Origin of the sequence: Lentzea pudingi (assembly GCF_014646255.1) — a bacterium.
Lineage (GTDB): Bacteria > Actinomycetota > Actinomycetes > Mycobacteriales > Pseudonocardiaceae > Lentzea > Lentzea pudingi.
The window spans coordinates 733,455-758,167 of the sequence record NZ_BMNC01000003.1 but is presented as its reverse complement, the minus strand read 5'-3'; the positions used below and the strand labels follow the sequence as shown (position 1 = coordinate 758,167).

At 70.3% G+C, this 24,713-nt stretch carries 23 protein-coding genes; 19 read left to right on the top strand and 4 right to left on the bottom strand.

All coding sequences use genetic code 11. From position 1 onward, the window contains the following. Positions 1–133: 133 nt before the first annotated feature. The 9 genes from IEY88_RS14320 (at position 134) to IEY88_RS14280 (ending at position 10,465) form a co-directional block, all read left to right on the top strand. On the top strand, positions 134–781 hold the full coding sequence (locus IEY88_RS14320; RefSeq protein WP_189155178.1) for a choice-of-anchor M domain-containing protein: 648 nt from the start codon (positions 134–136) through the stop codon (positions 779–781). Continuing rightward, positions 778–1,413, top strand: a complete 636-nt coding sequence (locus IEY88_RS14315) for a choice-of-anchor M domain-containing protein (protein ID WP_189155177.1) — start codon at positions 778–780, stop codon at positions 1,411–1,413. Before IEY88_RS14320 ends, IEY88_RS14315 begins: the two co-directional genes overlap by 4 nt. A 170-nt stretch (positions 1,414–1,583) precedes the next feature. Further along, positions 1,584–3,116 (top strand): anchored repeat ABC transporter, substrate-binding protein, encoded by a 1,533-nt coding sequence (locus tag IEY88_RS14310; protein ID WP_229693371.1) that lies wholly within the window; start codon positions 1,584–1,586, stop codon positions 3,114–3,116. 14 nt (positions 3,117–3,130) lie between these two features. Further along, positions 3,131–4,039: a choice-of-anchor M domain-containing protein gene (locus tag IEY88_RS14305; RefSeq protein ID WP_229693370.1), complete on the top strand. Its 909-nt coding sequence runs from the start codon at positions 3,131–3,133 to the stop codon at positions 4,037–4,039. Continuing rightward, positions 4,036–4,779, top strand: a complete 744-nt coding sequence (locus IEY88_RS14300) for an anchored repeat-type ABC transporter ATP-binding subunit (RefSeq protein WP_189155174.1) — start codon at positions 4,036–4,038, stop codon at positions 4,777–4,779. The genes IEY88_RS14305 and IEY88_RS14300 overlap by 4 nt, the downstream gene beginning before the upstream one ends. After that, a complete protein-coding gene (locus IEY88_RS14295; RefSeq protein ID WP_189155173.1) occupies positions 4,780–5,652 on the top strand; it encodes an anchored repeat-type ABC transporter permease subunit in 873 nt (290 codons plus the stop codon). A gap of 105 nt (positions 5,653–5,757) precedes the next feature. Continuing rightward, entirely contained in the window at positions 5,758–7,935 is a 2,178-nt protein-coding gene (locus IEY88_RS14290; RefSeq protein WP_189155172.1) for a TIGR03773 family transporter-associated surface protein, read from the top strand. A 79-nt stretch (positions 7,936–8,014) separates the two neighbouring features. Then, a complete protein-coding gene (locus IEY88_RS14285; RefSeq protein ID WP_189155171.1) occupies positions 8,015–9,430 on the top strand; it encodes a choice-of-anchor M domain-containing protein in 1,416 nt (471 codons plus the stop codon). Positions 9,431–9,490: 60 nt separating this feature from the next. Beyond that, the gene (locus IEY88_RS14280; protein WP_189155170.1) at positions 9,491–10,465 is read left to right on the top strand and encodes a WxL protein peptidoglycan domain-containing protein; all 975 of its coding nucleotides are present in this window, start codon (positions 9,491–9,493) and stop codon (positions 10,463–10,465) included. Between the two features lie 548 nt (positions 10,466–11,013). On the opposite strand, the gene IEY88_RS14275 is transcribed toward IEY88_RS14280, so the two are convergent. From IEY88_RS14275 to IEY88_RS14260, 4 genes are all read right to left on the bottom strand, one after another. Next, complete coding sequence (locus tag IEY88_RS14275) at positions 11,014–11,658, bottom strand: SAM-dependent methyltransferase (RefSeq protein WP_189155169.1); 645 nt, start codon at positions 11,656–11,658, stop codon at positions 11,014–11,016. A 47-nt stretch (positions 11,659–11,705) separates the two neighbouring features. After that, complete coding sequence (locus IEY88_RS14270; RefSeq protein WP_229693369.1) at positions 11,706–12,128, bottom strand: Fur family transcriptional regulator; 423 nt, start codon at positions 12,126–12,128, stop codon at positions 11,706–11,708. A gap of 96 nt (positions 12,129–12,224) precedes the next feature. After that, entirely contained in the window at positions 12,225–13,319 is a 1,095-nt protein-coding gene (gene mrf, locus IEY88_RS14265) for a ribosome hibernation factor-recruiting GTPase MRF (protein ID WP_189155167.1), read from the bottom strand. A gap of 264 nt (positions 13,320–13,583) precedes the next feature. After that, a complete protein-coding gene (locus IEY88_RS14260) occupies positions 13,584–13,733 on the bottom strand; it encodes a zinc transporter permease (protein ID WP_189155166.1) in 150 nt (49 codons plus the stop codon). A 220-nt stretch (positions 13,734–13,953) separates the two neighbouring features. Here IEY88_RS14260 and IEY88_RS14255 point away from each other — a divergent pair, with 220 nt between their 5' ends. The 10 genes from IEY88_RS14255 to IEY88_RS14210 are packed head-to-tail and all read left to right on the top strand — an operon-like array spanning position 13,954 to position 24,693. Continuing rightward, positions 13,954–15,204, top strand: coding sequence for an ATP-grasp domain-containing protein (locus tag IEY88_RS14255; protein WP_189155165.1), 1,251 nt, complete (start codon positions 13,954–13,956; stop codon positions 15,202–15,204). Next, positions 15,201–15,995 (top strand): Rossmann-like domain-containing protein, encoded by a 795-nt coding sequence (locus tag IEY88_RS14250; RefSeq protein WP_189155164.1) that lies wholly within the window; start codon positions 15,201–15,203, stop codon positions 15,993–15,995. Before IEY88_RS14255 ends, IEY88_RS14250 begins: the two co-directional genes overlap by 4 nt. Then, the gene (locus tag IEY88_RS14245) at positions 15,995–17,050 is read left to right on the top strand and encodes a PLP-dependent cysteine synthase family protein (RefSeq protein ID WP_189155433.1); all 1,056 of its coding nucleotides are present in this window, start codon (positions 15,995–15,997) and stop codon (positions 17,048–17,050) included. The genes IEY88_RS14250 and IEY88_RS14245 overlap by 1 nt, the downstream gene beginning before the upstream one ends. Further along, positions 17,047–18,075 (top strand): dipeptide epimerase, encoded by a 1,029-nt coding sequence (locus IEY88_RS14240; RefSeq protein WP_189155163.1) that lies wholly within the window; start codon positions 17,047–17,049, stop codon positions 18,073–18,075. Before IEY88_RS14245 ends, IEY88_RS14240 begins: the two co-directional genes overlap by 4 nt. Further along, entirely contained in the window at positions 18,072–19,244 is a 1,173-nt protein-coding gene (locus tag IEY88_RS14235; protein ID WP_189155162.1) for an MFS transporter, read from the top strand. Before IEY88_RS14240 ends, IEY88_RS14235 begins: the two co-directional genes overlap by 4 nt. After that, positions 19,241–20,026: a class I SAM-dependent methyltransferase gene (locus tag IEY88_RS14230; protein ID WP_189155161.1), complete on the top strand. Its 786-nt coding sequence runs from the start codon at positions 19,241–19,243 to the stop codon at positions 20,024–20,026. The genes IEY88_RS14235 and IEY88_RS14230 overlap by 4 nt, the downstream gene beginning before the upstream one ends. 11 nt (positions 20,027–20,037) lie before the next feature. Then, positions 20,038–21,567, top strand: a complete 1,530-nt coding sequence (locus IEY88_RS14225) for an ABC transporter substrate-binding protein (RefSeq protein WP_189155160.1) — start codon at positions 20,038–20,040, stop codon at positions 21,565–21,567. Further along, entirely contained in the window at positions 21,564–22,508 is a 945-nt protein-coding gene (locus tag IEY88_RS14220; RefSeq protein ID WP_229693368.1) for an ABC transporter permease, read from the top strand. The genes IEY88_RS14225 and IEY88_RS14220 overlap by 4 nt, the downstream gene beginning before the upstream one ends. Then, positions 22,505–23,278, top strand: a complete 774-nt coding sequence (locus tag IEY88_RS14215; RefSeq protein ID WP_189155158.1) for an ABC transporter permease — start codon at positions 22,505–22,507, stop codon at positions 23,276–23,278. Before IEY88_RS14220 ends, IEY88_RS14215 begins: the two co-directional genes overlap by 4 nt. Beyond that, the gene (locus IEY88_RS14210; RefSeq protein ID WP_189155157.1) at positions 23,275–24,693 is read left to right on the top strand and encodes an ABC transporter ATP-binding protein; all 1,419 of its coding nucleotides are present in this window, start codon (positions 23,275–23,277) and stop codon (positions 24,691–24,693) included. Before IEY88_RS14215 ends, IEY88_RS14210 begins: the two co-directional genes overlap by 4 nt. Positions 24,694–24,713 lie beyond the last annotated feature (20 nt).

The following is a 24,713-nucleotide window of genomic DNA, read 5'->3' as shown; positions in this document are numbered from 1 at the left end:
ACGACCGTAATACAAACGACAATCGTTTCCAATACGCCGTTCGGCCCTGTTGACAACGATTTCCATTGACAAGACTGCGACGTGTGCCGCGGCCCGCTCGGGCCGCACCACCGCACGATTGGAGTCCACGTCCGTGCGCACCACTGCACACCTCGCCCTGCTCTTCGCGGCAGCGACCGGCTTGACCACCCTCGCCGCCGCGCCCGCCACCGCCGAAACGATCACCACGATCGACAGCGGTCACGTCGACGTCTTCGGTGTCGCCTTCGAGGACGGCGCCTTCCACCTGCACGTTCACGACGAGGCCGCCGAGGCCGAGTACGAGCCCTCGGAGGTGCTGCTGGTGGCGAAGTCCGCCGCCAAGACCTCCGTGCCCACCGACCCCGCGTACGCGTTCCTCGGCACGCCGGGCGCTCCGGTCTGGGTACTGCCCCAGGTGCAGGACCCGAACCTGCTGTGGCCCGGCATCGCCGCCGAGGAGATCGAGCCGGGGGTCTTCACCGAGGGAACGCTGAAGCTGAAGGTCGAGCGCGTCCGCGGTCCCGGCGACTTCAGCATCTTCACCACCGACGCCGTAGGTGCGCCGACCGTCCTGGTCGACAGCGGCAACGGCCTGCCCGACCGCATCGAACTCACCGCCGGAGGACACCGGCACGCCAACTGGGCGTTCGAGGCCGCCGGCACCTACACCGTGACCGTCCGCGCCTCGGGCACCCTCGCCGCCACCGGCCAGAAGGTCGTTTCCGACTCCGCCACCTACCGTCTCAAGGTGAACCGATGAACCGCCGCATCGCCGCCGTCGCACTCGCCGCCGGGCTCGCCCTGGCGACCACGGGCACCGCACACGCCGCGGTGACCCTTTCCTCCGGCCACGCCGACGCCATCGACATCGACTGGACCGGCAGCGCCCTCACGCTCGACGTCCGGGACGACACCGTCGTCCCCGGCGCGGACCGCGACCCGTCCACGGTGACGCTCAACGCCGTCCCGGCGAGCCGCACCACGGTGCCGTCGAACCCCTCCTACGGGTTCCTCGGCTCCCCCGGCTCACCGGTGTGGATCCTTCCGCAGAGCCAGGCGAGCGGCGTGCTGTGGGCGGGCTTCAACACCGAGGGCGTGCCGACGGGTGTGCTGCAGGGCAACACGCTCGCAGTGAAACTGGTGTCCGTCACCGGGCCCGCGGGCTTCAGCGTCTTCACCACGGGCTCGTTCGGCACGCCGACGGTGTGGTTCGACAGCGGCAACGGCCTGCCCGACTCCCGCACGTTCGCCGTGAACACCCACGCCCACGCCAACTGGGCGTTCGAAGCGGCCGGCACCTACACCGCGGTCTTCGAGGTGACGGCGACCAAGGCGGCCGGCGTCGCGGTCACCAGCGGCCAGAAGACCTACACCTTCACCGTTCAGCCGTGATGCGCGCGGAGGCCGGGGTTCGCCTCGGCCTCCGGAGCGCCAGGGGACCGCAGTCAAGTGGTGTGGACCACGACTGTCGACGAGCTCTGGCTTCCGGGAGCAATTGATGATTATGGTTATCGTTACTAACTACTTCCGGTACAGATGGGCGTGACGACGTGCTCCCTGGCTTGCGCCGACGCCTGCTGGTCGGGTTGGTCGCCATCGTGGGGGCGGCGGGCTGCACCGCCCCCGCCACGCTGACCGATCGCGACGACCGGCTGCAGGTGGTCACCACGACCGGCCTGCTGCAGGACCTCGTGCGCAACGTCGGCGGGTCGAGGGTCAACGTCACCTCGCTGGTGCCCGACGGGGCCGACCCGCACTCCTACGAACCGAGCCTGCGTGACGTGCGGAACGTCGTGTACGCGGACGTCGCGTTCAGCAACTACGTGATGCTGGAGGAGCACTCCATCATCAGAGCCCTGGACGCCAACCTCCGGCCGGAGGCCGCGAACGTGTCGCTGGCCGAGGAGGCGGTCAAGTACGCGGCCGAGATCATCCCGCTGGTCGAGGACGTCACGCTGGACACCGTGTGGCTCGGACTGCGGGCCAGGGGCGACGGCAAGGCCCGCGGCGCGAACCGCGCGTCGGAAGTGCTGCTGAGCATGACCGCCGCCAGCGGCCCAGGGAACGTCTACGGCTACCTCACCGGGTCGTTCGGCGACGCCGACGTCTACTTCGACTCCAGTGACGGCTTCAACCCCGGCGACGGGTACGGCGACGACACCGCGATCCTGCCCGCCGACGCCCACACGCACATGTCCTGGGCGTTCACCGCACCCGGTGTCTACGAGGTGACCCTGTCCGCGAGCCTGAAGGTGGACCAGCGATCACGACCGGTTCCGCTCGGCGGGTCGACGTTCACCTTCGCGGTCGGCGTGCAGCCCCCGAACCGGCCCGCGCTCGTGGACCGGGGGCACGCCGACCTGACCGTCGACGTGGACGGCGAGCAGATGTACGCGCTCTACGACCCGCAGGGCGGCGGAGAGAAGGCGCAGCAGACCGTGCCCGCGAACGAGGCCGTGATCGTCGTGCCGAGCAAGGCGCTCAGCGAGATCCCCGCCGGCTTCGGATTCCTCGGCCGGCCGGGCGAGCGGGTCTACCAACTCGCCCAGGCCGTGCTCGGCAAGCACGTGCACGGCGAGATCGACCCGCACCTCTGGCAGAACGTGCGCAATGCCATGGCCTACACACAGGTCATCCGCGACAAGCTGATCGAGAAGGACCCTCGGGGCGCACGGGAGTACCGGCGCAACGCCGAGGCCTATCTCGCCGAACTGGACACACTCGACCGATATGTGCGCACACGGATCGACGAGATCCCGGCAGCGCGCCGCCATCTGATCACCACCCATGACGCGTTCGGTTACCTCGCTCAGGCGTACGGCATGAGCGTTGCCGGGTTCGTCACGCCCAACCCCGCCACCGAGCCGTCTTTGGCCGACCGCCGCAAGCTCACCGAGACGATCCGCAACCTCGCGGTGCCCGCGGTGTTCCTCGAGCCCAACCTGGCCGCCCGCTCGTCGACGCTCAGCCAGGTCGCGGAGGAGCAGGGAATCCGGGTCTGCCCCATCTACGGCGACACCTTCGACGGCGAGGTCACGACCTACGTCCGGATGATGCGGTTCAACGCCGACTCGCTGCGCGACTGCCTGCGCTGATGAAAGAGGAGTTCATGAGACGGTCCCTGCCGAGCGCCCTGCTGGTCGTGATGGCGCTGCTGACGCCTGCCGCGGCTCTGGCGCAGCCGCCCAGCGACGGGCCGGACCAGACTATCGCGCCCGATCAGCGGACTGCGGCGGACGAGGCCGTGCTGTCGCGCGGCCACGTCGACATCGGCCCCCGCTACGTCGACGGCGCGTGGAAGCTGATGGTGCACGACGACACCGGCGAACAGTCCGTGTGGCGGGACCTGGACCGCACGGCGTTCCAGGTCCCGGACAAGGCGCTGCTCACGGTCCCGGACAACCCCGCGTACGCCTTCATCGGCAAGCCCGGCGCGAAGGTGCACGTGCTGCCGCAGGTGCAGAACCCCGAGGTGACCTGGGTCGGCTGGAACACCCAGGACCCGGAGGTGATGGAGACCGTCGACCGGGGCGTCACCCTGACGCTCACCGGTGTGGACGGTCCCGGCGAGCTGTTCGTCTACCTGCAGGCCGGGAACTTCGGTGCCGCGGATGTGCTCTGGAACTCCACCAAGCCGGAACGCCAGGACATCTGGGTCGACACCAACACGCACACGCACGCCAACTGGGTCTTCACCACACCTGGTGTCTACCTCGTCCAGGTCGAGGCGCACGCCAAGCTGGTGGACGGCAAGGAGGCTCGCCACACCGCGACGCTGCGCTTCGCCGTCGGTGACGCCACCGACACCAAAGCGGCCCTGACCGCTGCGTCGCGGACGTCGGCGAGTGCATCACCCTCCGCGGCGGCGTCCGAAAAGGACACTGCCGGGAACAACGGCGGTTCAGGACCACCACTGGGTGTTGTCGCTTTGATCGCGGCGGTCGTCGTGCTGGCGGTACTCGTCGTCGTTGTGATCGTGCGCGGCCGCGCGGCGAAGCGGCAGGGGACGTCCGGGTGAACGCGCTCCGGGTGAGCGGGCTGGCTGTGGACCTGGGCGGACGCCGGGTGCTCACCGACGTCGACCTCACCGTCGACCGAGGTGAACTCGTCGGGTTGGTCGGGCCGAACGGCGCGGGCAAGACCACGCTGCTGCGCAGCCTGATGGGCCTGCTGAAACCCAGGGCGGGTGAGGTGGAGGTCGACGGGGAGCCGGTGCGCCGCGCGGGCACGGGCCTGGGCTACGTGCCTCAGCGGCACGAGTTCGCCTGGGACTTCCCGCTCTCGGTGGAGGGCGTGGTGATGACAGGCCGCATCGGGAGGCTCGGCTTGTTCCGCAGACCACGTGCGGCGGACTGGCGCGCGGTGGTGGAGGCGCTCGACCGCGTGCGCATGGCCGACCTGCGGACGCGCCCGGTCGGGGAACTGTCCGGTGGGCAGCGTCAGCGCGTGCTGCTGGCGAGGGCGTTGGCGCTCCAACCATCGGCGCTGTTGCTCGACGAGCCCTTCACGGGTCTGGACATGCCCACCCAGGAACTGCTCTCGGACCTGCTGCTGTCACTGGCCAGGGATTCCCACGCCGTGCTGACCACCACCCACGACCTGCCGGGAGCGCTCTACACCTGCGACCGGCTCATCCTGCTCAACCGCACGGTCGTCGCCGCCGGGCCACCGAATGAGCTGCGCGACGAGCAGCCGTGGATGGACACCTTCGGCGTCGGCGAGGGCAGCCCGTTGCTCAAGATCCTCAAGGCGGTCTGAATGTCCCCCATCGACTTCCTCCGCGACTTGGTCAACCCCGATCTCGCATTCCTGCCCAAGGCACTGCTCGTCTCCGTCATGTCCTCGATCGTCTGCGGTGTCGTGGGTTGCTACGTGGTGCTGCGGGGGATGGCGTTCATCGGTGACGCGGTCGCGCACGCCGTGTTCCCCGGACTGGCCATCGCGTTCGCGGTGTCGGGCAACCTGATCCTCGGCGGCACCATCGCCGGCGTGGCGACCGCCGTGCTCGTCGCGGTGTTCTCGCAGAACCGGCGGCTTCGCGAGGACTCCGTCATCGGGATCTTCTTCGTGGCCGCGTTCGCCCTGGGCATCGTGGTGATCTCCAGGGCGCCGGGCTACGCCGGGTCGCTGCAGCAGTTCCTGTTCGGCTCCATCACCGGAATCCCGGACGAGGACCTGTACACGGTCGCGGTGACCGGCATCGTCGTGCTGGGTGCGGTGTTCTTGCTGCACAAGGAGTTCGTCGCGGTCACCATCGACCGGGAGATGGCCAGGGCCACGGGCCTGCGGGTGTTCTGGCTCGACATCGTGCTCTACGTGCTGGTCACCCTCGCGGTGGTGATCTCGGTGCAGACCATCGGCAACATCCTGGTGCTCGCGCTCCTGGTGACGCCCGCGGCGACCGCCCGCCTGCTGACCGACCGGCTCGCCGTGATGATGCTGCTCGCGCCTGCGATCGGCGGCACGTGCGCGCTGATCGGCCTCTACGTGTCGTGGTCGTGGGACTTCCCGACGGGCGGAACGATCGTCCTCGTCCTCACCGCGGTGTTCCTGACCGCGTGGATCTCGGCGCCGAAGCACGGTCTGCTCTCCCGCGCGTCCGGACGCCGGGCCGAGAGCGCCGCGACCTAGCAAGCCGACGACCTGAGACGTTCCCGACCGTGGACACCTCACCTTCTTATTGAAAATGACAATCATTTGACTTACGTTCAGGTCGTGGCTCTGGGAAGGATCGGCATGCGAATCCGCGCAGGTGGGCGAAACCCGAAACGACGGGGTGCGGTCGCCGCTGTGGTGGCCGCAGTGCTCGCCGTTGCCGTAGCTCCCACTGCCGTCGCCGTGCCGGGTCCAGCGCCCGAACCCCCGAGGCGGCAGCTCATCGCGGGTGGCCACGTCGATCTGGCGGCCGTGTTGCTCGAGAACGGCGTGTTGACCGTCAAGGGCAAGAGCGACTCCGGACCGTTCGACCCGGCGGCCACGACGCTCAACGTCACGGACGCGGCCAAGCGGCCGGCACCTTCCTCGCCCGCCTACGACTTTCTCGGCGTGCCGGGCGGCACGCCTATCCACGTGATCCCGCAAGCGTTCCAGCCGGACGTGCTGTGGGCGGGCTGGAACACCGAGTCGGTGCCGCGCGGCGCGCTCGCCGACAACGTTGTCGACCTCACCCTGCGGGCGGCGCACGGGCCAGGCCGCCTCGAGGTCTACGTCTCCGGAACCGACGGCCCCGAACGCGTCTTCAGTTCGCACGATCCCGCCGTGCGCACAGCGCGCGTAGCGGTTCCCACCCATGCGCACGCCAACTGGGCGTTCACCGCGCCTGGCGTCTACGAGTTGGAGTTCGAGGCATCGGCCACCTCGATCTCAGGCTCGCGCCTGGTCTCACCTCCGGCCCGGTACGCGGTCGTCGTCGGGCCGCGCAGCGCGGTGGCCACGACCACGACGTTGTCGGCGATCGGTACACCGGCAGGTCTTGAACTGACCAGCACGGTCACCGGCGGACCGCCGAGCATCAACGGCGGCGTTCCGCAGGGCTGGATGGAATTCATCCGGCACACCGCGGCGCGTGACGAGGTCGTCGCCCACGAGACGCTGCGCGGAGGCTCCGCGAGCCTGGTGCTGCCGGCGGACGCCGAGGCACTGGCGTTCACCGCTCGATTCGTCCCCGCGGCAGATGACCTCGTCGCGCGGTCGCAGTCACCGCCCGTGACCAACCCAGGCGCGCCCTCGGGTGCGGTGGTGACCGGAGTCCGCAACAGCTACACGCAGGGCGAGAAGATCACGGCTACCGCACTCGTCACCCCGCAGCGACCCGGCCACACCGTCACCTGGTGGACGCGGAAGGCCGGCGCCACCACCGACCGGGGAACGGGCGAAGTCCTGTCGCTGACCGCGAACCTCGACCTGCACGGCGTCGAACTCGCCTTCGACGTGCGGGACCAGGGCGGGGCGACGGTGGTCTCGGCCCGGCCCGTGGTCCTGGACGTCCGCGCGGATGTCCCCACCACGACCCCGCCCGCCCCGACGACCACTCCCCCGGACACCACCGCGGTCGCACCACCGAAGGGCGCGTCGCCCGCGACCGCGACGACGCAGCCCTGCGTGCCCACGACGGTGACCCGAACGGCGCCACCCGGCGAGGTCGAGGTCGTCACGGACGGCCACTTCGACTTCGGGCCCGTCGTGGAGGGTGGTGCGTTCTCCGCGCGGGTCAAGGACGACCGCCAGGGCAGCCCGGTCTTCCGCGATCCGGCGAGCTACGTCTTCCACCTCGGCGACGCCGCGCGGGCGACCCCGCCGCCGGGTTCCGGTCTCGACTTCCTCGGTTCGGGTCCGGTGTGGACGATCCCGCTGACACAGCGCTCCGGTGTCCCGTGGCTCGGCTGGAACACCCAGCACCCGTCCGTGCTCGCCGCCGTGAAGAGCGACATCACGCTGACCCTGGACAAGGTCGACGGCCCCGGCGAACTGGCCGTCTACGGTCAGGACCCGTTCGGCGGAGTCGGTGACCGCTACTTCGGCACAGTGGCGGGGTTCCCGCGCGCCACGACCGTCCCGGTCGGACAGTCTGGTGTGCACGTGCACGCGGTGTGGGCGTTCACCAAACCCGGCAGCTACGCGGTGACGTTCTCCATCGGCGGTTCCATCGACGGCCGCCAGGCCAGCGCCAAGAGCACTCTCACCTTCCACGTGGGGCCGGGCGACCCGAAAGCCGCGCGCACGGGCACACCGGTCGTCGAGCAGGTGGGCCGCACGGCTGACGGCAAGGAGTGCGCGCTGCCCTCCGGCCTGGCCTCGACCGGTCTCGACGGTTTTGCCGTCGCCGGCCTCGTGGTGGCCGCCGGCCTGCTGATCCCGCTCGGCTTCCTGCTCACCAACCTGGCCACCCTCGCCGGCGTTCGCCGTCGGCGCTGAGCTCCATCCCCGGTCCCCGAAGAAAGGCAAGGACGCAGTGACCGCAACAAAAGCAAGAACGAGAGGGCGAGCAGCCGTCGTGGCGCTCGCGGCTCTGGGGTTGATCGCCGGCCCCTTGGCCGGGACCGCCGCCGCGCAGGAGAAGGTGGTCGTCTCCGAGGGCCACCTCGACCTGTTCTACGTCGACGTCCAGAACTCCGCCCACGTGCTCACGGCGCACACCGGGAGTGGCAACGTCGCGCCTGGCGACCTGACCGTGCACGTCAAGCCGTCGGTGGCGTCCCGCACCGTCAGCGCCTCGATCGCCGGACTGCCGGGCTGGAAGGCACAGGGCGAGACCTACTACCTGTTGCCGCAGAACTCCCAGGCCGGTCAGGTGTTCGCGGGCTTCGGCTACAGCTCGGCCGTGGCCGACGGCACGTCGGTGACCTACACCCTCGACTCGCTGCAGGGCCCCGGCGCGTTCGCGCTGTGGCAGAACGGCGAGGAAGGACCGAACGTCTTCCTCGCCTCCGCCGACGGCGGGCCGAAGTCGTTCACCAGCGCCGCGGACCACGAGCACGTCAACTGGGGCTTCACCGAGCAGGGCGAGTACGCGCTGACCGTCAGCGCCACCGCGACCCCGCCCGGCGGAACCCCGGTGGCGATCCCGCCGGTGACGTACGAGTTCTTCGTCGGCGAGCAGCTTCCCTCCGAGCCGGGCACGCCGGCGACCCAGCTGTCGATCACCGGCTTGTCGGCCCACTACCACGCCGGTGGCGTCGCGGCGCTGACCGCGGTGCAGAACCCCGTGACCGACGAGAACCACTACCACTGGTTCTCCAGGGCTGCGGGCGCGACCGAGTGGTCCGTCGTGTCCGGCGCGCTCACCGGCAAGTACGGCTTCGTGGTCCGCACCGCGGACAACGGCCGTCAGGTCAAGGCCGTGCTCTACGACCACGACCACAAGGTGATCGCCGAGTCCGAGCCGGTCGTCATCGTCGTCGACGACCACGGCAACGACCCGGTCAACGGCCCGGCCATCACCACCACGCTGGCCGCGGAGCAGGGCGTGCTGGCCATCAGCGTCGCCCCGGAGAACCGCGAGGTCGACCTGGGCGCGCTGACGCTCAACGCGGCAGCTGACCGGTTCAGCGCCGCGGGCGCGCTCAAGCCGATCACGGTGACCGACACGCGCGCCGACAACCCCGGCTGGACCGCGTCCGGTCGCGTGCGCTCGTTCACCACGGTCGACGGCAACCAGCTCGGCGGCAAGTACCTGGGCTGGGCGCCGAACGTCGTGTCCGCGTCCACCGGCCAGACGGTGACCGCGGGCCCGCAGGTGACGTCCGGCTTCACCACCGGCAACGGCCTGGCCACGTGGTCGCAGCTCGCCACCGCCGCGGCGGGCGCGGGCCGTGGCACCGCCCAGCTCGGTGCCGGACTGACCCTGGAGGCTCCGGTCGAGACCGCGCCGGGCGCCTACCAGGCAATGCTCATCCTGACCGCCATCTGATACCGGACCAGGACGGGTGCGGGGCTCGCTCCGCACCCGTCCGTCCACACGGAGCACCGCGTGAGAAGACCACTCGCCGCCCTGATCGTCGTGCTCGGGCTGCTTTCGGCAACGCCCGCAACGGCACAACCCGCTCCGAATGACGGAAGGCTGACCTGGTCGGTCTCCCCCGCCGACGCCGGCGGACCGAACGGCCGGGCGCAGTTCGACTACGTCGTCGAACCCGGCATGCGCTACGACGACCACATCGCCGTCCGCAACCTGGGCGAGAGCGAACTGGCCGTGGACCTCTACGCCGCCGACGCCGTCAACACAGCCACCGGCGGCTTCGACCTGCTCGCGCGCGACGAGCCGTCGCCCTCAGTGGGCGCCTGGATCTCCGTCGCGGAACCGAAGGTCGTCCTGAAGCCCCGTTCCACCACCGTTGTGCCGTTCAGCCTGGTGGTGCCCCCGGACGCCGAACCGGGCGACCACGTGGGCGGCCTGGTCGCCGCTCTCACCACCAGTGCCCAGGTGCAGGTCGAACGACGGGTCGGTGCCAGGCTCTACGTCCGGGTCGCCGGCCCGGTGACCACGAACCTGCGCGTCGACCCACCCTCTGCCGAGTACCGCGGCACGATCAATCCCGCAGCGCCCGGCGAGGTCGACCTGACCTGGACCGTCGTCAACGACGGCAACGTCCGCCTCGCGGTCCGCCCCTCGGTTCACGTGGAGGGTCTCTTCGGATCGGGCGGGACCGGGTGGACGGGCGACACCGCGACCGAGCTGCTGCCCGGCAGCGCCATCACCTTCTCCCGCACTCTCAGCGGGGTCTGGCCGCTGGGACCGCTCACCGTGCGCGGGGAGGCCGAACCTGTCGCATCCGCGGGTCAGGACCTCGTTGGTGCGGTCACGACCGCCACCGGCACGACCACGATCTGGGCGATTCCCTGGAGTGCGCTCGGCGCTCTTCTGTCGCTCACGGCGATCCTGTTCGCACTGTGGCGCGTCCGGCGCCGGATCCGTCAGCTGACCAGAGCGGCCGAGCGGTCCTAGTGCCGTGGCCGTCAGCCTTTGCCCCGTGTTCGGCGGTCAGACGGTCGCAGCGTGGTGCCGGCCCCACGTCCCTGTACTGGTTGTACCGGGGCGTGGGGCCGGTGCCGCGATGTGGCCCGCTGAGCGTCGAAGACGCGGCGAAGGCTGGCGGCCACGGCACTAGTTCTGAATGGACTGTTGCCGAGGGTGCTGGATCCTCCGCAACCGCGCAGGGAGTGTGCTCCCGTCGAGGGGGTCGGTCTCCAGCCAGCCTGTCACGGCGACGAGATCGTCGGCGGTGCGAATGGGACCGACGATGACTGCGGACCCCACCGGGCTACGGCCGGCGGTGCACGGTTGCACGATCAGGATCCAGCCTGAGTGCGCCGAACCCTCCCTTGCTTTGCAGTAAATCCTCCCAAGAGGACAGTGAACGCGAACGAGCATTCCGTGCACGCTGCGGCGGATCGTCTCTCGCAGAAGCTCGAGGTCGTGCTCTTCGGTCAGGCAGGTGCCGCAGGTGATGGCGGTGAAGCCGGCCACCGGCGCGGCGAAAGGCACTGGGCGGTTCATCCGACCGAGCGCCTGACGATCAGGACGTGGTCGGTCACGGTCGCGATCTGGCCACCAGGTCCGGTTGCCTCGCGACTCACGGCCTCGGCCCGCGGACAGCTCCACTCGGTCGTCAGCTCCAGGTCCGCGAAAACCTCACGAGGACTGGGAAACCGGGTCGACGGGTCCTGGTTCCACGACCACGGGGCGATCGAACCGTGGTCGACGACGAGCAACAAGCCGCCTGGACGCAGGGAGGCAGCCGCCCGTCGCAGCACGCCGGACCGGTCGAACTCGAACGGCGAGTGGAAGTACATGGCCGACACCAGGTCGAACTCCCCGGCGGGAAATGTTCCGGACAGATCGTGCTTCTCCACTCGCAGCCGCTCGGCCACTCCTGCGGCCGAAGCCGCGTCTCCGACCCGTTCCACGACCGTGGCGGAGATGTCCACCGCCGTGACTCTCCATCCACGCCCGGCGAGCCAGAGCGCATCCCCACCCGTGCCGCACGCGAGGTCCAGAGCGTCCCCAGCGTTCAGCGGCTCGGCCACCTCCGCGAGCCGTTCGTTCGGCCGCGCGCCCCACGACTCCGCGCGATCTCGGTGCTCGCGGTAGATGCCTTCCCAGAAAACTCCGGCCTCTGCGGCCCCGCCCTCCGACATCGCGCACCCACTTCCCGGCGTCACCGCCACAGCATTTGTCCGACAGTTCAACGACATTCGACCGTTGCGGGCAAAGGCGGCGCGCAGGCCGCGCAGGTTCCGGACAACAGCACCGAGCTGTCGGTGATCATGAAGCCGTGCAGGGCGGCGGTCTGCGCGACCCATGTGGTCACTTCGTCGTCGTCCGCGTCCACGACGAGGGCGCACGCGGAACACATGAGGCGGTGGCCACTTCCGCACGCGGGCCGGAGTCCGTAGACAGCGGTGCTCGACCGGATGGTCGCGCGCTCGAGAGTTCCGGCCTCGAGCAGCCGCTTGACGCACTGGTACACGGTGGCCAACCGGATCGGTGGGCCCGTGGACATCAACCGGTCACGGACTTGTGCGACCGTCAGGAATTGCCGCTGGGATTCGAACACGCTCACGATGCGGTGCTCGTGGTCGGTTGGCGGCCTGGGCCGGGCGCACATTCCGCACTCCTGTCAGCACGGGCGACCCGACCGGCGCGGCGGGCCAGCTATGACGAAGTCCGATGCGTTCGCTTCATCGCATGGCGGAGCTCCTCCTCACGACTCCTCCATCTCGTCGTGCCACTCGGCGAACGGATCGACGAACTCCAACTGGTCGGCGAGCTCCAGTTCCTCGTCGGTCACCAGCGCATCGCGCAGAGCCGAGGTGATCTCCTCCGGTGACGCGGTCGCCGTGATCACCACCAACTCCTGGGACCTGTCGCCGTACTGCGGGTGCCAGGTCGCCGAAGCCATCGCACGCCGGTCCTCCGGGACGTCCGACCAGTCCTGCACCGCCGCGAGCCACGACCCCAGGTTGCCCACGCTCAGACCAGCACCGGCGGACTCGAGCCACAGCGCGGTGTCCGGCTGGCTGGCCAGCCACACCCGGCCTCGGGTGCGCACCACGCCATCGAGCAGAACGTCGATCGCGTGATGCAGCCGCGCGGGGTGGAACGGCCTGCGTTCGGTGAAGTGGACGACTGACACGCCTTGCACCGCTTCCAACGGAGGCTGTCCCTGCAGCAGGGTGCCGAAGCCGTCGTCGAAGCGTCCCCTGCGGGCGTCGTCCGGGATGGCGGCCAGCAGAGCGGTCACGTCCAGCCCTGCCCGGTCCCGCCGAGGTGCGCGCGGGTTGAGCCGGTCGAGCACGGAGTCCAACACCGCGTCGCCTCCGGCACCGGTCAAGACGAGAGCATCAGCGAACTCGGCCTGCCCCACCACGACCTGGGCCACCGTGCGGTCGTCCTCGGCGGCAGCGGCCAGGCCACGCTCCGCCATCGTCTCCCCGCCGACGGCATCGGCCAGCCAGTTCTCCCGGTCGACCACGGCGACCACCGCCGCGACCCTGACGTCGATCTCCTTCAGGGCGAAGCAGACGGCCTCAGGCTCCAACGCCGGGTCCAGGTCGACCACCACCTGGCCACCCAGGCGCTCCAGCAACGGCAGCAGGTCCAAGCGCAGCGTGCAGGAAACGCACCCGTGCGCCAGTTCCAGCACGGTCAGCTCGCCGTCGACCCAGCGGCGCACCACTCCCCCGGCGAGATCACGCAGGTCGTGGCGGACCAGCACCGTTCCCGGCAGCGCGCGCCAGACCTCCTCGGCTACGTCGTGCCGCGTCAGACCGGCGACCAGGACGACCTCGACTCCCATGAGGTCAGCTTAACGGAAATGATTGTCGTTTCAAACGCTGGACCGGTACTCGCTTGGCCGAGTTCGAGGACACTGGACTCGACCGAGCAGCAGCCCGCATCGCCGAGCCTGGAAGCGGACATGAACCAACGGTGGATGAAAGTCACCGCGGCCGTCATCGCCGCGGCGGTCGCACTGAGCGCGTTGTACTACCTGGTCGCCAGCTTCTGATCGCCGAAGAACAGGCTGGTCGCGTCCCCGCACGGGACGCGACCACGACGTAGATCAGTGTTCGTCGTAGTGCCCGTCGTGGACGGCATGGCGGTGACCGTCGTGCGCGTAGTCGACGTGATCACCGTGCGGGACGGCCACATGGCCGCAACCGTCGCCGTGAGCGTGGCCGTGGTCCGCGTGTTCGAGGTGTGCCGTGGTCATGATCGACCTGCCTGTCGTCGCGCCGGACTTCATTTCACCCGGACGTCCTAGCGTCGTGACTGAACGCAACAAATATTAGTCAACGCGCATGAATGGCGCGCGTCGAACGCTCACTCATCCGGCGCAGCCCAGTCCCCGGGAGGCGGTAGAGACCACGGATCGATAATGATTACCATGTTCCTCAATTCCGCCGCGGGGGTCGCGGCGGGGAGGAGGACTTGTGGCTCACCTGTTGATGATCGAGAGCTGGGTCGGCGCGATGAGCTCGCTGTTGCCCAGGGCGATCAACGAGTCAGGGCACCGCTTCACCTTCATGACCCGCGATCTGCACCACTACCTGCGCGCTGCCCCCGCGCACCCGCATCCGTTGCTGGCCGCGGACAACGTGCTCACCGCGGAGACCAACGACGTGCCCACCCTGCTCGACCACGTCGAGCGCCTGCACGCTGTCCTGCGTTTCGACGGCGTGATCTCCTCGTGCGACTACTACCTCCCGGCCACCGCGCGCGTCGCCGCGCACCTGGGCCTTCCCGGTCCCGACCCGGACGCGGTGGAACGGGCGTGTCGCAAGGACCTCACCCGGACCACGCTGAGCGACGCTGGCGTACCGGGTCCGCGCTTCGCCCTGGCCGAGGACTGGCCGGCACTCGCCAAGGCGGCAGCCGAACTGGGTTATCCGCTGGTGGTCAAGCCGGTCGACCTGTGTGCCGGCATGTACGTGCGCAAGGTGACCGACGAGTCGGAGCTGCGCGAGGCGTTCGCCGCGATGGAGGCGTTCCCGGTCAACGCACGCAACCAGCCCAGGGTGCGGACCGTGCTGGTGGAGGAGCTGCTGACCGGACCCGAGGTGAGCGTGGAGACCGTCACCGTGGACGGCACGACGCACGTCGTCGGTGTCACCGACAAGAGCGTCGCGGGCGATCCGTGGTTCGTGGAGAGCGGGCACATGTTCCCCGCCGATCTTCCCACCGATGACGCCGAGGCCGTCGCCGTCGCGGCCATCGAAGCTCTAGGCCTGGACCGCGGTGTCGCGCACACCGAGGTCAAGCTGACGACTGACGGCCCGAAGCTCGTCGAGGTCAACCCCCGCCCCGCGGGCAACCAGATCACGGAGCTCGTCCGGCGAGTCACCGGCATCGACCTGCCCGCCGCCTACGCCCAGCTCGCAGTGGGCGAACAGCCGGATCCACGTCCTGCGGACACCGGTGTGCGCAGCGCCGCGATCTCCTTCCTGCTGCCGCCGCGCTCTGGTCTGGTGTCCGCCGTCCGCGGCGCCGAGGCGCTCGACGCCGCCCCCGAGGTGGTGGACTGGACCGTCAAGCGGCCCGGTCACCGCGCAGGTGACCCGACCAGCAACAACAGCTACCTCGGCCACGTCGTGGTGACCGACTCGGCCGGTCTCGGCGCACGCGCACGTGCCGAGCAGCTCGTCGGTGGTCTGTCCGTCGACTACGCCGAGGTGCCCGCGTGACCCTCGCCGACCTCGTCGAGCTCGTCCGAAGTGGCGGGCTGGGCCCTGATCCCGCGTCGTGCACCGTGAGCGTCGGGTTCACCACCAGGCAGGGAGCCCGGCACGCCACGCGCGGGCAGTCCTACCGCAACACCGTGGTCAGCCTCCGCGTGGAAGACGCGGTCGGGTCCTGCGCGGTGGAGGACGTCGCCGACGACGACGTGCACGGCTGTGTCGGTTCGACCGTGCTCGAGCTGCTCGGCCACCCGAACCCGGCCCTACGCACCGCCGCGCTCGACGCCTATCTGGCGCACGTCCGGCCGCACCATCTGTCCGCAACCAAGTCGGTCACGATCGGCCCCGGCAGCTCCCTCACCAAGTCCATGGCCCGCGCCGCAGCCGTGGTCGACCTGCTCGATCCGGCGCCGGGTGACCGGGTGCTGGTGGTCGGCGTGGTCAACTCGCTGCTGCACCACCTGCGCGAACGAGGCGCGACCTACGTGGCGTGCGATCTCAAGGGCGGCCGGACCGAGTGGGACGAGCCGATCACCACCGAGGCGGAGAGCGCGCTCGACGGCTGCGACCTCGTGCTCGCCTCGGGGATGACAGTCGGCAACGGCACGTTCGAACCGCTGCTGTCGCGCGCTGTCACAGCGAGCACGCCGATGGTCCTGTTCGCGCAGACGGCCGCCGCGGTCCTGCCGTGGTTCATCGGCAGTGGAGTGCGGGCCGTCTCGGCTGAGCCGTATCCGTTCTTCTGGCTCGACGGCGGTCCCACGACGATCCACCACTACACGGAGCGCCCGTCGTGATGATCCCGCGTCAGAACCGGCACCTGCTCGACCTGCTCGGCCAGAGCCCGGTCACCCGCATCACCACGCCGCTGCCCCACCGGCACAGCGGGTTCTGGGCGAAGCTCGAATGCCTGAGCGCCGGCGGGATGAAAGCCCGGCCGGCCGTGTCGATGCTCCGTGCCGCTCGCGAGCGCGGCGAGCTGCGCCCTGGCGCCGTCGTCGTGGAGTCCACCAGCGGCACGCTCGGCCTCGGCCTCGCGTTCGCCTGCCAGGTGTTCGGTCACCCGGTCGTCCTGGTGGTGGACAGCGAACTGGAGCCGTCGATGCGCGCGCTGCTGCGGGCGCACGGGGCGCGGCTGGAGGTGGTGGACCGGCCGCACCCGGTGGGCGGCTGGCAACAGGCCCGCCTCAACCGGCTCCAAGCCGTGCTGCGCGAGTTCCCCGACGCCTACTGGCCCGACCAGTACAACAACCCCGACAACCCGAAGGGCTACGTCGGGCTGGCGAGGGAGCTCGTGGAGCAGCTGGACCCGGTCGACGTGCTGGTCTGCAGCGTGGGCACCGGCGGGCACAGCGCCGGTGTGGCCCGGGAACTGCGCCGGTACTGGCCCGGTGTGCGGCTGATCGGCGTGGACACCGTCGGCTCCACGATCTTCGGGCAACCCGCGCGGGCCAGGGTGATGCGCGGCCTGGGCAGCAGCATCCACCCCCGCAACGTCGCCTACACCGAGTTCGACGAGGTGCACTGGCTGGGCCCGGTGGAGGTGGTCGACGCCTGCCGCAGACTCGCCCGTGACGCCTTCGTCACCGGTGGCTGGAGCAGCGGCGCGGTCGCACTGGTCGCCGCCTGGGCCGCCAGGGTCGAGCCGGGCGCGGTGGTCGCGACGATCTTCCCCGACGGCCCGCACCGCTACCTCGGCACGATCTTCGACGACGACTTCTGCACTGCTCGCGGACTGCTCGGGGCGGCCGCCGACCGGCCGGTGGAGATCGGAGATCCGCACCGGGTCGAGGCGACGGGCTGGACGCGGTGCCGGTCGGTCGTCGCACCGAGGGCGGTGGTGCTCGCATGAAGGTCGATTGGGAGGTCTACGGCCTCGAACTGAGCACACCCCTGCGCATCTCCAGGTCGGTGATGTCACGACGTGACGCCGTACGGGTCATCGTCGAACACGACGGGCAGCACGGCCACGGCGAAGTGGTGACCAGCACCTACTACCAGCTCGACGCGCAGGCGATCGCGTCCCGGCTGAACCGGCTGCGGCCGGTCCTCGCCGACGCGGACTCCCCCGAGACCGCCCTCGACGACCTGCACGCGGACGAGACGATCCCCGCCGGCGTGCGTGCCGCGGTCGACGCGGCGTTGCACGACCTGCTGGGCCTTCGTCAGAACGTGCCGGCACACGTCCTCCTCGGTACCAGGGAATGGCATGACACCCCGACCGCCTTCACGATCGGCATCACCACGCCGGACGACGCCGCAGTCCAGGCAGCCGCACTGACCGAGCGCGGATTCTCCCTGCTCAAGATCAAGGCGGGAGCCGACCCGGAGCGGGACGTGGCCACCGCGGTCGCGGTCAGGGCCGCCGCGCCGGACGCGCGGCTGGTGCTCGACCCCAACGGCGGCTGGAGCCCGGACGAGACGGTGCGCGTCGTGGAGCGCCTCACCGACGACGGTGTCGTGCTCGACGCTGTGGAGCAGCCGATTCCTCCCGGTACCCCGGACGCACTGGCCTGGGTCCACGAACGGTGCCCGGCACCGCTGATCGCCGACGAGGACGCCTCCACCGCCGCCGATGTCCGGAAGCTCACGGGCGCGGTGGACGGCATCAACATCAAGCTCGCCAAGTGCGGCGGTCTGAGGCCGGCGCTGGACATCGTCTCGGCCGCTCGCGACGGCGGCCTCGATGTGATGCTCGGCTGCCTGGTGGCCAGTTCACTGGGCATCGCGCCCGCCGTCCACCTCGCCGGGCACGCTCGCTGGGCTGACCTGGACGGGCACCTGCTGCTCGCCCACGACCCGTGGTCGGGCATCGGCGGAGAGGACGGCACCCTGCGGCTGTCAGGAGCACCAGGACTGGGCGTGGTGCGGCCATGACCCGGTTCGCACTGCCGGTGCGGCTGCTGCTGGTCAACCAGTTCGCCGTCAACACCGGCTTCTACCTGCTCATCCCCTACCTCGCCACGCACCTGGGCAGCCTCGGCATGTCCGCCGCGGTGATCGGCGTGGTGCTCGGCGTCCGCACGCTGAGCCAGCAGGGCCTGTTCCTGGTGGGAGGAACGGTGTCGGACCGGCTCGGGCCGCGCACCGCCATCCTCCTCGGCTGCGGTCTGCGCGCGGTGGGGTTCGGGTTGTTCGCGATCGGTGACTCGCTCACCGTGGTGCTGGCCGCCTCTGTCCTCAGTGGACTGGCCGGGGCGCTGTTCAACCCCGCTGTGCGCGCGTACATCGCTTTGGAGGCGGGAAAGGCGCGCACCGAGGCGTTCGCCCGGTTCAACGTCTACGCCCAGGCGGGTGCGCTGTGCGGACCGGTGCTCGGCAGTGTGCTCTTGCTGTGGGACTTCCGAGTCTCCGCGGTGGTGGCGGCCGGGATCTTCGCGGCGCTGACCATCGCACAGGCCGTCGTGCTGCCCGCTCGGGCGGCCACGCGCAAGGGCGGGTCGATCCTCGGCGACTGGCGCGAGTGCCTGTCGAACCGCCGGTTCGTGGCGTTCACCTGCGTGCTCAGCGGGATGTTCGTCCTGCAGAACCAGCTCTACCTGCTGCTGCCGATCCAGGCGCAGAAGGCGACCGGCTGGGCGGGCGTGGTCGCCGCGCTGTTCATCGTGTCCACGATCGTCACGCTGCTGTTCCAGGTCCGCATCACCCGCTTCGTCTCCGATCATGCGCGGGGTCCTGTGATCGCCGTGGGTCTCGCCGTCATGGGCGCGGGATTCGCCGCGCCCGCGCTGTGGTCCGGACTCGTGCCCGTGCTGGTGGCCACGCTCGCTTTGGCGGTCGGCGTGATGATCGCGCATCCCCTGGTCTACGACCTCATTCCGTCGTTCGGCCCGGCCAGCCTCGCCGGCACGCACTTCGGCGTGTTCTACCTCGGCTCTGGGCTGGCGGCCGCGCTGGGCAACACCGCGATCGGGTGGGTGAGCGGGTTCGGCGACCGGCTCGCGTCACTGCTGTGCGTCGCGATCGGACTCATCAGCGCCGCGGGTGTGGCCTGGTTGCACCGGCGCGGCGCCCTCACGCCACGGCAGCAGGAGGTAGCCAGATGAACCTGCTCACCGACAACCCCGAGCTGTACGAACACCAGTTCCCCGACCCCGGGCACGTGGCGGCGAGGTTCGTGCACGACGTGGTCACCCGGTTCGGCGGCGGACTGGACCTGCTCGACATCGGTTGCGGCACCGGTCGTGACGCGGGCTGGTTGTCCCGCAACGGTTATCGCGTCGCCGGGGTGGACAGCTCGGAGAACATGCTCGCGCACGTCCGCGAGCACCACCCGGCCGTCGACGTGGCGTTGGCCGACATGCGGTCCTTCGACCTCGATCGCCGCTTCGACGTCATCACCTGCCTGGACAGCGCGATGCTGTACTGCCACACCAACGCCGACCTCACGGTGTTCCTGGAACGGTGCCGCGCGCACCTGCTACCCGGCGGATTGTTCGTGGCGGAGATGCGCAACGGCGCGTTCTTCCTGGGCAACACCGAACTCCTCGATGGTGTGCGCACCCGTTCGGTCACGTGGCGGGGCACGGAGTACACGTCGCACACCGAACTGTGGATCGACCACGCCGCCCAACTGCTGCGCCGTCGGCGCACCTGGGAGTGGGCGGAGCGCACCGAACCGCTCGTGCAGCGATCGGCCTGGCGCCTGCTGTTCCCCCAGGAACTGCGCCACCTGCTCGACCTCGCCGGGTTCGACGTGCTCGCCCTGTTCGACTCCCCCGGCCCGCGCACCGATCAACCCTGGACCGCCGACGCCCCGCTGAGCGGCGAGCTGTCCGGCGACCGCCTCCACGTCGTGGCCCGCCTCCGCCGAGGCGGGTGCCAGTGAAAGGAACCAGCATGTCCCTGAACCGCCGCGGTTTCCTCGGCCTCACCTCCGGTCTGGCGGTCGTCACCCTCGCGGGGTGCGGCAGCGGTGCGACCTCCGCCTCCTCCACGCCGCGCACCGGCGGCAGGCTTCGCGCCGCGTTCGCCGGTGGCGGCGCCAAGGAGGTCCTCGACCCCCACCTGGCCAACCTGTTCGTCGAAGCCGCGCGGTCCAAGGCGATGTTCGACAAGCTCGCCGACCTCGGCAACGACGTGTCGCCGCAACCGCGACTGGCGGAGAAGTGGGAGCCGGACGCAGACCTGACGCGCTGGCGGATCAGCCTGCGCCAGGCGACGTTCCACGACGGCAGACCGGTGCGGGCTCAGGACGTGCTCGCCAGCTACGCGCGCATCCTCGACCCGAACCGCGCGTTCCGCGCCAAGTCGAGCCTCGCGCTGATCGACCTGGCCAACAGCCGCGCGGTCGACGACCGCACCGTGGAGTTCGCGCTGAAGCGGCCGTTCGGCGAGTTCCCCAACGCCCTCGCGGCGTTCGGCGCCTACATCGTGCCCGAGGGCGCCGACGACTTCACCAAGCCTGTCGGCTCGGGGGCGTTCAGCTTCGTGTCGTTCGAGCCGGGCAGGTCCGTCCTGCTCAAGCGCAACCCCGACTACTGGGAGGGCGCACCGCTGCTCGACGAGCTCGAGTTCGTGATCGCCAACGAGGAGTCCGCGCGCACCAACGCGTTGCTCGGCGGTCAGGTCGAGTACGCCCACGACCTCACGCCGACCACGGCGCGCAGCAACGCCTCCGGCGACCGCATGACGATCCACCGCTCGCCCAACAGTGCCGTGCAGGCGTTCGCCATGAAGGTGGACCGGGCGCCGTTCGACAACCGCGACCTGCGAGAAGCGATGTTCCTGCTCGCCGACCGCCCTCAGCTGGTGGAGTCGGTGCTCGCGGGCAGCGGACAGGTCGGCAACGACCTGTTCGGCAAGGACTACCAGCATTACGCCGGTGATCTCCCGCAGCGGCAGCGCGATCTGGACAAGGCGAAGTTCCTGATCCGCAAGGCCGGCGCCGAAGGCCTGACGGTCAAGCTCGACACCTCTACAGCCGCGGCTGGCATGGTCGAGGCGGCCACGGTGTTCGCGGACCAGGCCAAGGGGTCCGGTCTGACGATCGAGGTGGTGCAGGGCAACAAGGACAGCTACTGGGCTGACACCTTGAAGAACGGCTCGCTGTCGAGCTTCCGTTCCGGCGCCATGCCCATCGAGACCCATGTCGCGCAGCGCCTGCTCAGCGGCTCGGGCACCAACGTGACCAAGTGGGCGCGGCCCGAGTTCGACGCGCTCTACGAGAAGGCGGTGTCCACTTCGGACCCGGCCGCGCGCACCGAGGCGTACCGAGAGATGCAGCGCGTGCTGCACGCCGAGGGCGGCTACCTGATGTGGGGCTTCGCCGACTGGATCGTCGGCGCGAAGCCGAACGTCGGCGGCATCTCCACCGCACCCGCCAACACGCTCGACTGGGCCCGCTTCGACAAGGTGTGGCTGGGGTGAGTCTCGCTTCCTACACGGCCCGGCGCGCCGCGCTCGGGCTGGTGCAGGTGCTCGCCGTGGTCACGCTCGTGTTCTTCCTGGTCGAGGCCCTGCCGGGAGACGCGGCGGTGGCCTTGGCCGGGGACAACCCCGACCCCGCGCGGATCGCCCAGATCCGCGCGGCCATGGGCCTGGACCGGCCGACGTTCGAACGGTTCGCGCAGTGGCTCGTCGGGCTGCCCCAGCTGGACTTCGGCGTGTCCCTGGTGTCAGGCCGACCGGTCGCGGACTTCCTGTTCAGCGGGATCGGCCCGACCGTCGCGCTGGCGGCGCTGACCCTGGTGCTGCTGGTCCCGATCTCGGTACTGGTCGGTGTGCTGGCCGCGTTGCGCGAAGGCAGCCTGCTGGACCGGGCGTTGACGTCGATCACCGTGGCGCTGCACTCGATCCCCGAGTTCGCGCTCGCCGTGGTGCTGATCGCGGTGTTCGGCGTGCAGCTGGCCTGGCTCCCACCGACGGCGGTGGGCGCCGACCTGTTCGCCCAGCCCGCGGTGCTCGTGCTGCCGCTGGTGGTGCTGCTGGCCCGGCCGATCTGCTCGATCAGCCGCCTGGTCCGTGCGGGCATGGTGGACGCGCTGGCGTCCGACTACGTGCGCCATGCCCGCCGCCTCGGGATCGGCGAGACGCGGGTGCGGTTCGCCCACGCGCTGCCCAACGCACTGGCACCGGCCGTGCAGCAGGTCGCGCGGACCACGGACTGGTTGCTGGGCGGCGTGATCGTCGTCGAAGCGGTGTTCGTCATCCCCGGGCTCGGCACCGTCCTGGTGGACTCCGTGGCCGCCCGCGACCTCCCGGTCGTGCAGGGCCTGGCCGTGGTCTTCGCCGTCACCACGGTGGCCGTGAACCTGCTGGCCGACCTGGTGGCGTTCCGGCTCGCTCCGCGCGCGGAGGTGGTCGCGTGAAGCGGGCAGGCATCGGCGGGCTGCTGATCGCGGTGCCGTTGGCCCTGGCGTTGCTGGGACCGCTGTTCGTGCCGGACCAGCAGACCCGCAGCGCGCCTTTCCTGCCGCTGGGTCCGCTCGGCACCGACTTCGTGGGCCGCGATGCCTGGTACCAGGTGCTCGCGGGTGGCCAGACGGTCGTGCTGGTGGCGTTGATCGCGACCGTGCTCTCCTACCTCGCCGGTGTGCCCTACGGCGTGCTCGCGGCCACGGCGCGGCTGCGGTTGGTCGACGAGGTGCTGATGCGGCCGCTCGACGTGCTGCTTGCGGTGCCGTCGCTGCTGGTGCTGATCCTCGTGGCCGCCATCGCCGGGCAAGGCCTCCCGGTGCTCATCGGTGTGGTCACCCTCGTCAACTTCCCCGACGTGGCCCGCCTCTCGCGGGCGGCGGCACTCGAGATCTCCGGACGACCCGCCCTGGAGGCGATGCGCATGCAGGGCGAGTCGTGGTGGCGGACTTCGATCGTCTACACAGGACGGTCGATGCTGCGCACACTCGCCGCCGACGTGGGTGTCCGGCTCACGGCGGCGCTGTACCTGGTGGCATCGGCCAGCTTCCTCGGTGTCGGCGTGCCGCCCGACGCGGCGGACTGGGCCGTGATGGTGGACCGCAATCGAGGTGGGTTGTTCCTGCAGCCGTTGACCGTGGTGGTGCCCGCACTGCTGATCGTCGCGTTGTCCGTCGGATTGAACCTCGTGTTCGACCGCGCTCTGAGGAAGGTGCGCACGTGAGCCCGGTCGTGCACGTCGAGGACCTGCGTGCCGAGGTGGACGGGCACGTGCTGCTCGACAGCGTCAGCTTCGCGCTGTCCGCCGGCCGGGTGCTCGCCCTGGTCGGCGCCTCGGGCAGCGGTAAGACCACCACCGGTCTCGCCCTGCTCGGCGAACACGGCTCCGGTGTGTCGGTGAGCGGACACGTCGAGGTGCACGGGCGCGTCGGGTTCGTGCCGCAGCAACCCGCGTCCGCGCTGAACCCGGTGCGCCGCCTGGACGCAGTCTTCCGCGAGATCGCCGCACTCCACGAGGGTGACCCCGGCGAGCTGGTCGAGACGGCCCTGCGCCGGGCGCGCGTGCCGGCCGACCTGCTGCGCCGCTACCCCCACCAGCTCTCCGGAGGCCAGCAGCAGCGCGTCGTGCTGGCCCAGGCGCTGGTGGGTGACCCGGCGGTACTGGTGGCCGACGAACCCACCACCGGGCAGGACGCCCTGACCCGCGCCGAGGTCGTCAGCGAGCTCGCCGCGGTCGTCGCACAAGGCGTCGCGCTGGTGCTGCTGACCCACGACGTGGAAGTGGTGCGAGCGCTCGCCGACGAGATCGTGGTGCTGCGAGCGGGTCGCGTCGTCGAAGCCGGGACCGCGCACGAACTCCTGACCGATCCTCGCGAGGACTACACCCGCGCGCTGCTCGACGCCACGCCGCAGGTGTTCGCGGAGGTCCCCGATCGGGAACCTCGCCTGCGGGTGCGCGGCCTGACCGCCCGGTACCGCAACACCACCGTCCTGCACGACGTGGACCTGGACGTCGGTGAACGCCTGGCGGTCGTCGGCCGGTCCGGCAGCGGCAAGACCACCTTGGGCCGAAGCCTGGCCGGTCTGCACCAGCAGGCCACCGGCGAGGTGCTCCTCCACGACCGGCCACTCGCCCGGTCGTTGCGCCGCCGGTCGCGGGCCGCACTCGCCGCCGTCCAGTACGTCTTCCAGGACGCGCGGGGCTCGTTCGACGAGCACCGCTCCGTGCTGGACCAGGTCGCCCGGACGGCGGTGCGGCTGCGCGGCGTGCGTCCCGCTGAGGCCCGGTCGACGGCGTTGGCCGCCTTGAGCCGTGTCGGCCTGGACGAGGAGACGGTGCTGCGCAGGCCGCGCGACCTGTCCGGCGGAGAGCTCCAAAGGGCCGCGCTCGTGCGGGCCCTGCTCGCCGAACCCGAGGTCCTCGTGTGCGACGAGATCACCTCGGGCCTGGACGCGGTGACCCGCGCCGGGTTGCTCGACCTGCTCGCGAGCGTGCCGTGCGCGCTCGTGCTGATCAGCCACGACCTCGACGTCGTGGCCCGCCTCGCCGACCAGGTGGTCGTGCTCCACGAAGGACGCGTCGTCATGGACGGTCCGGTCGCAACGACCCTGGACGGCGCAAAAGAGAGGATGAAGTGAACACGCACCACCAAGCAGCG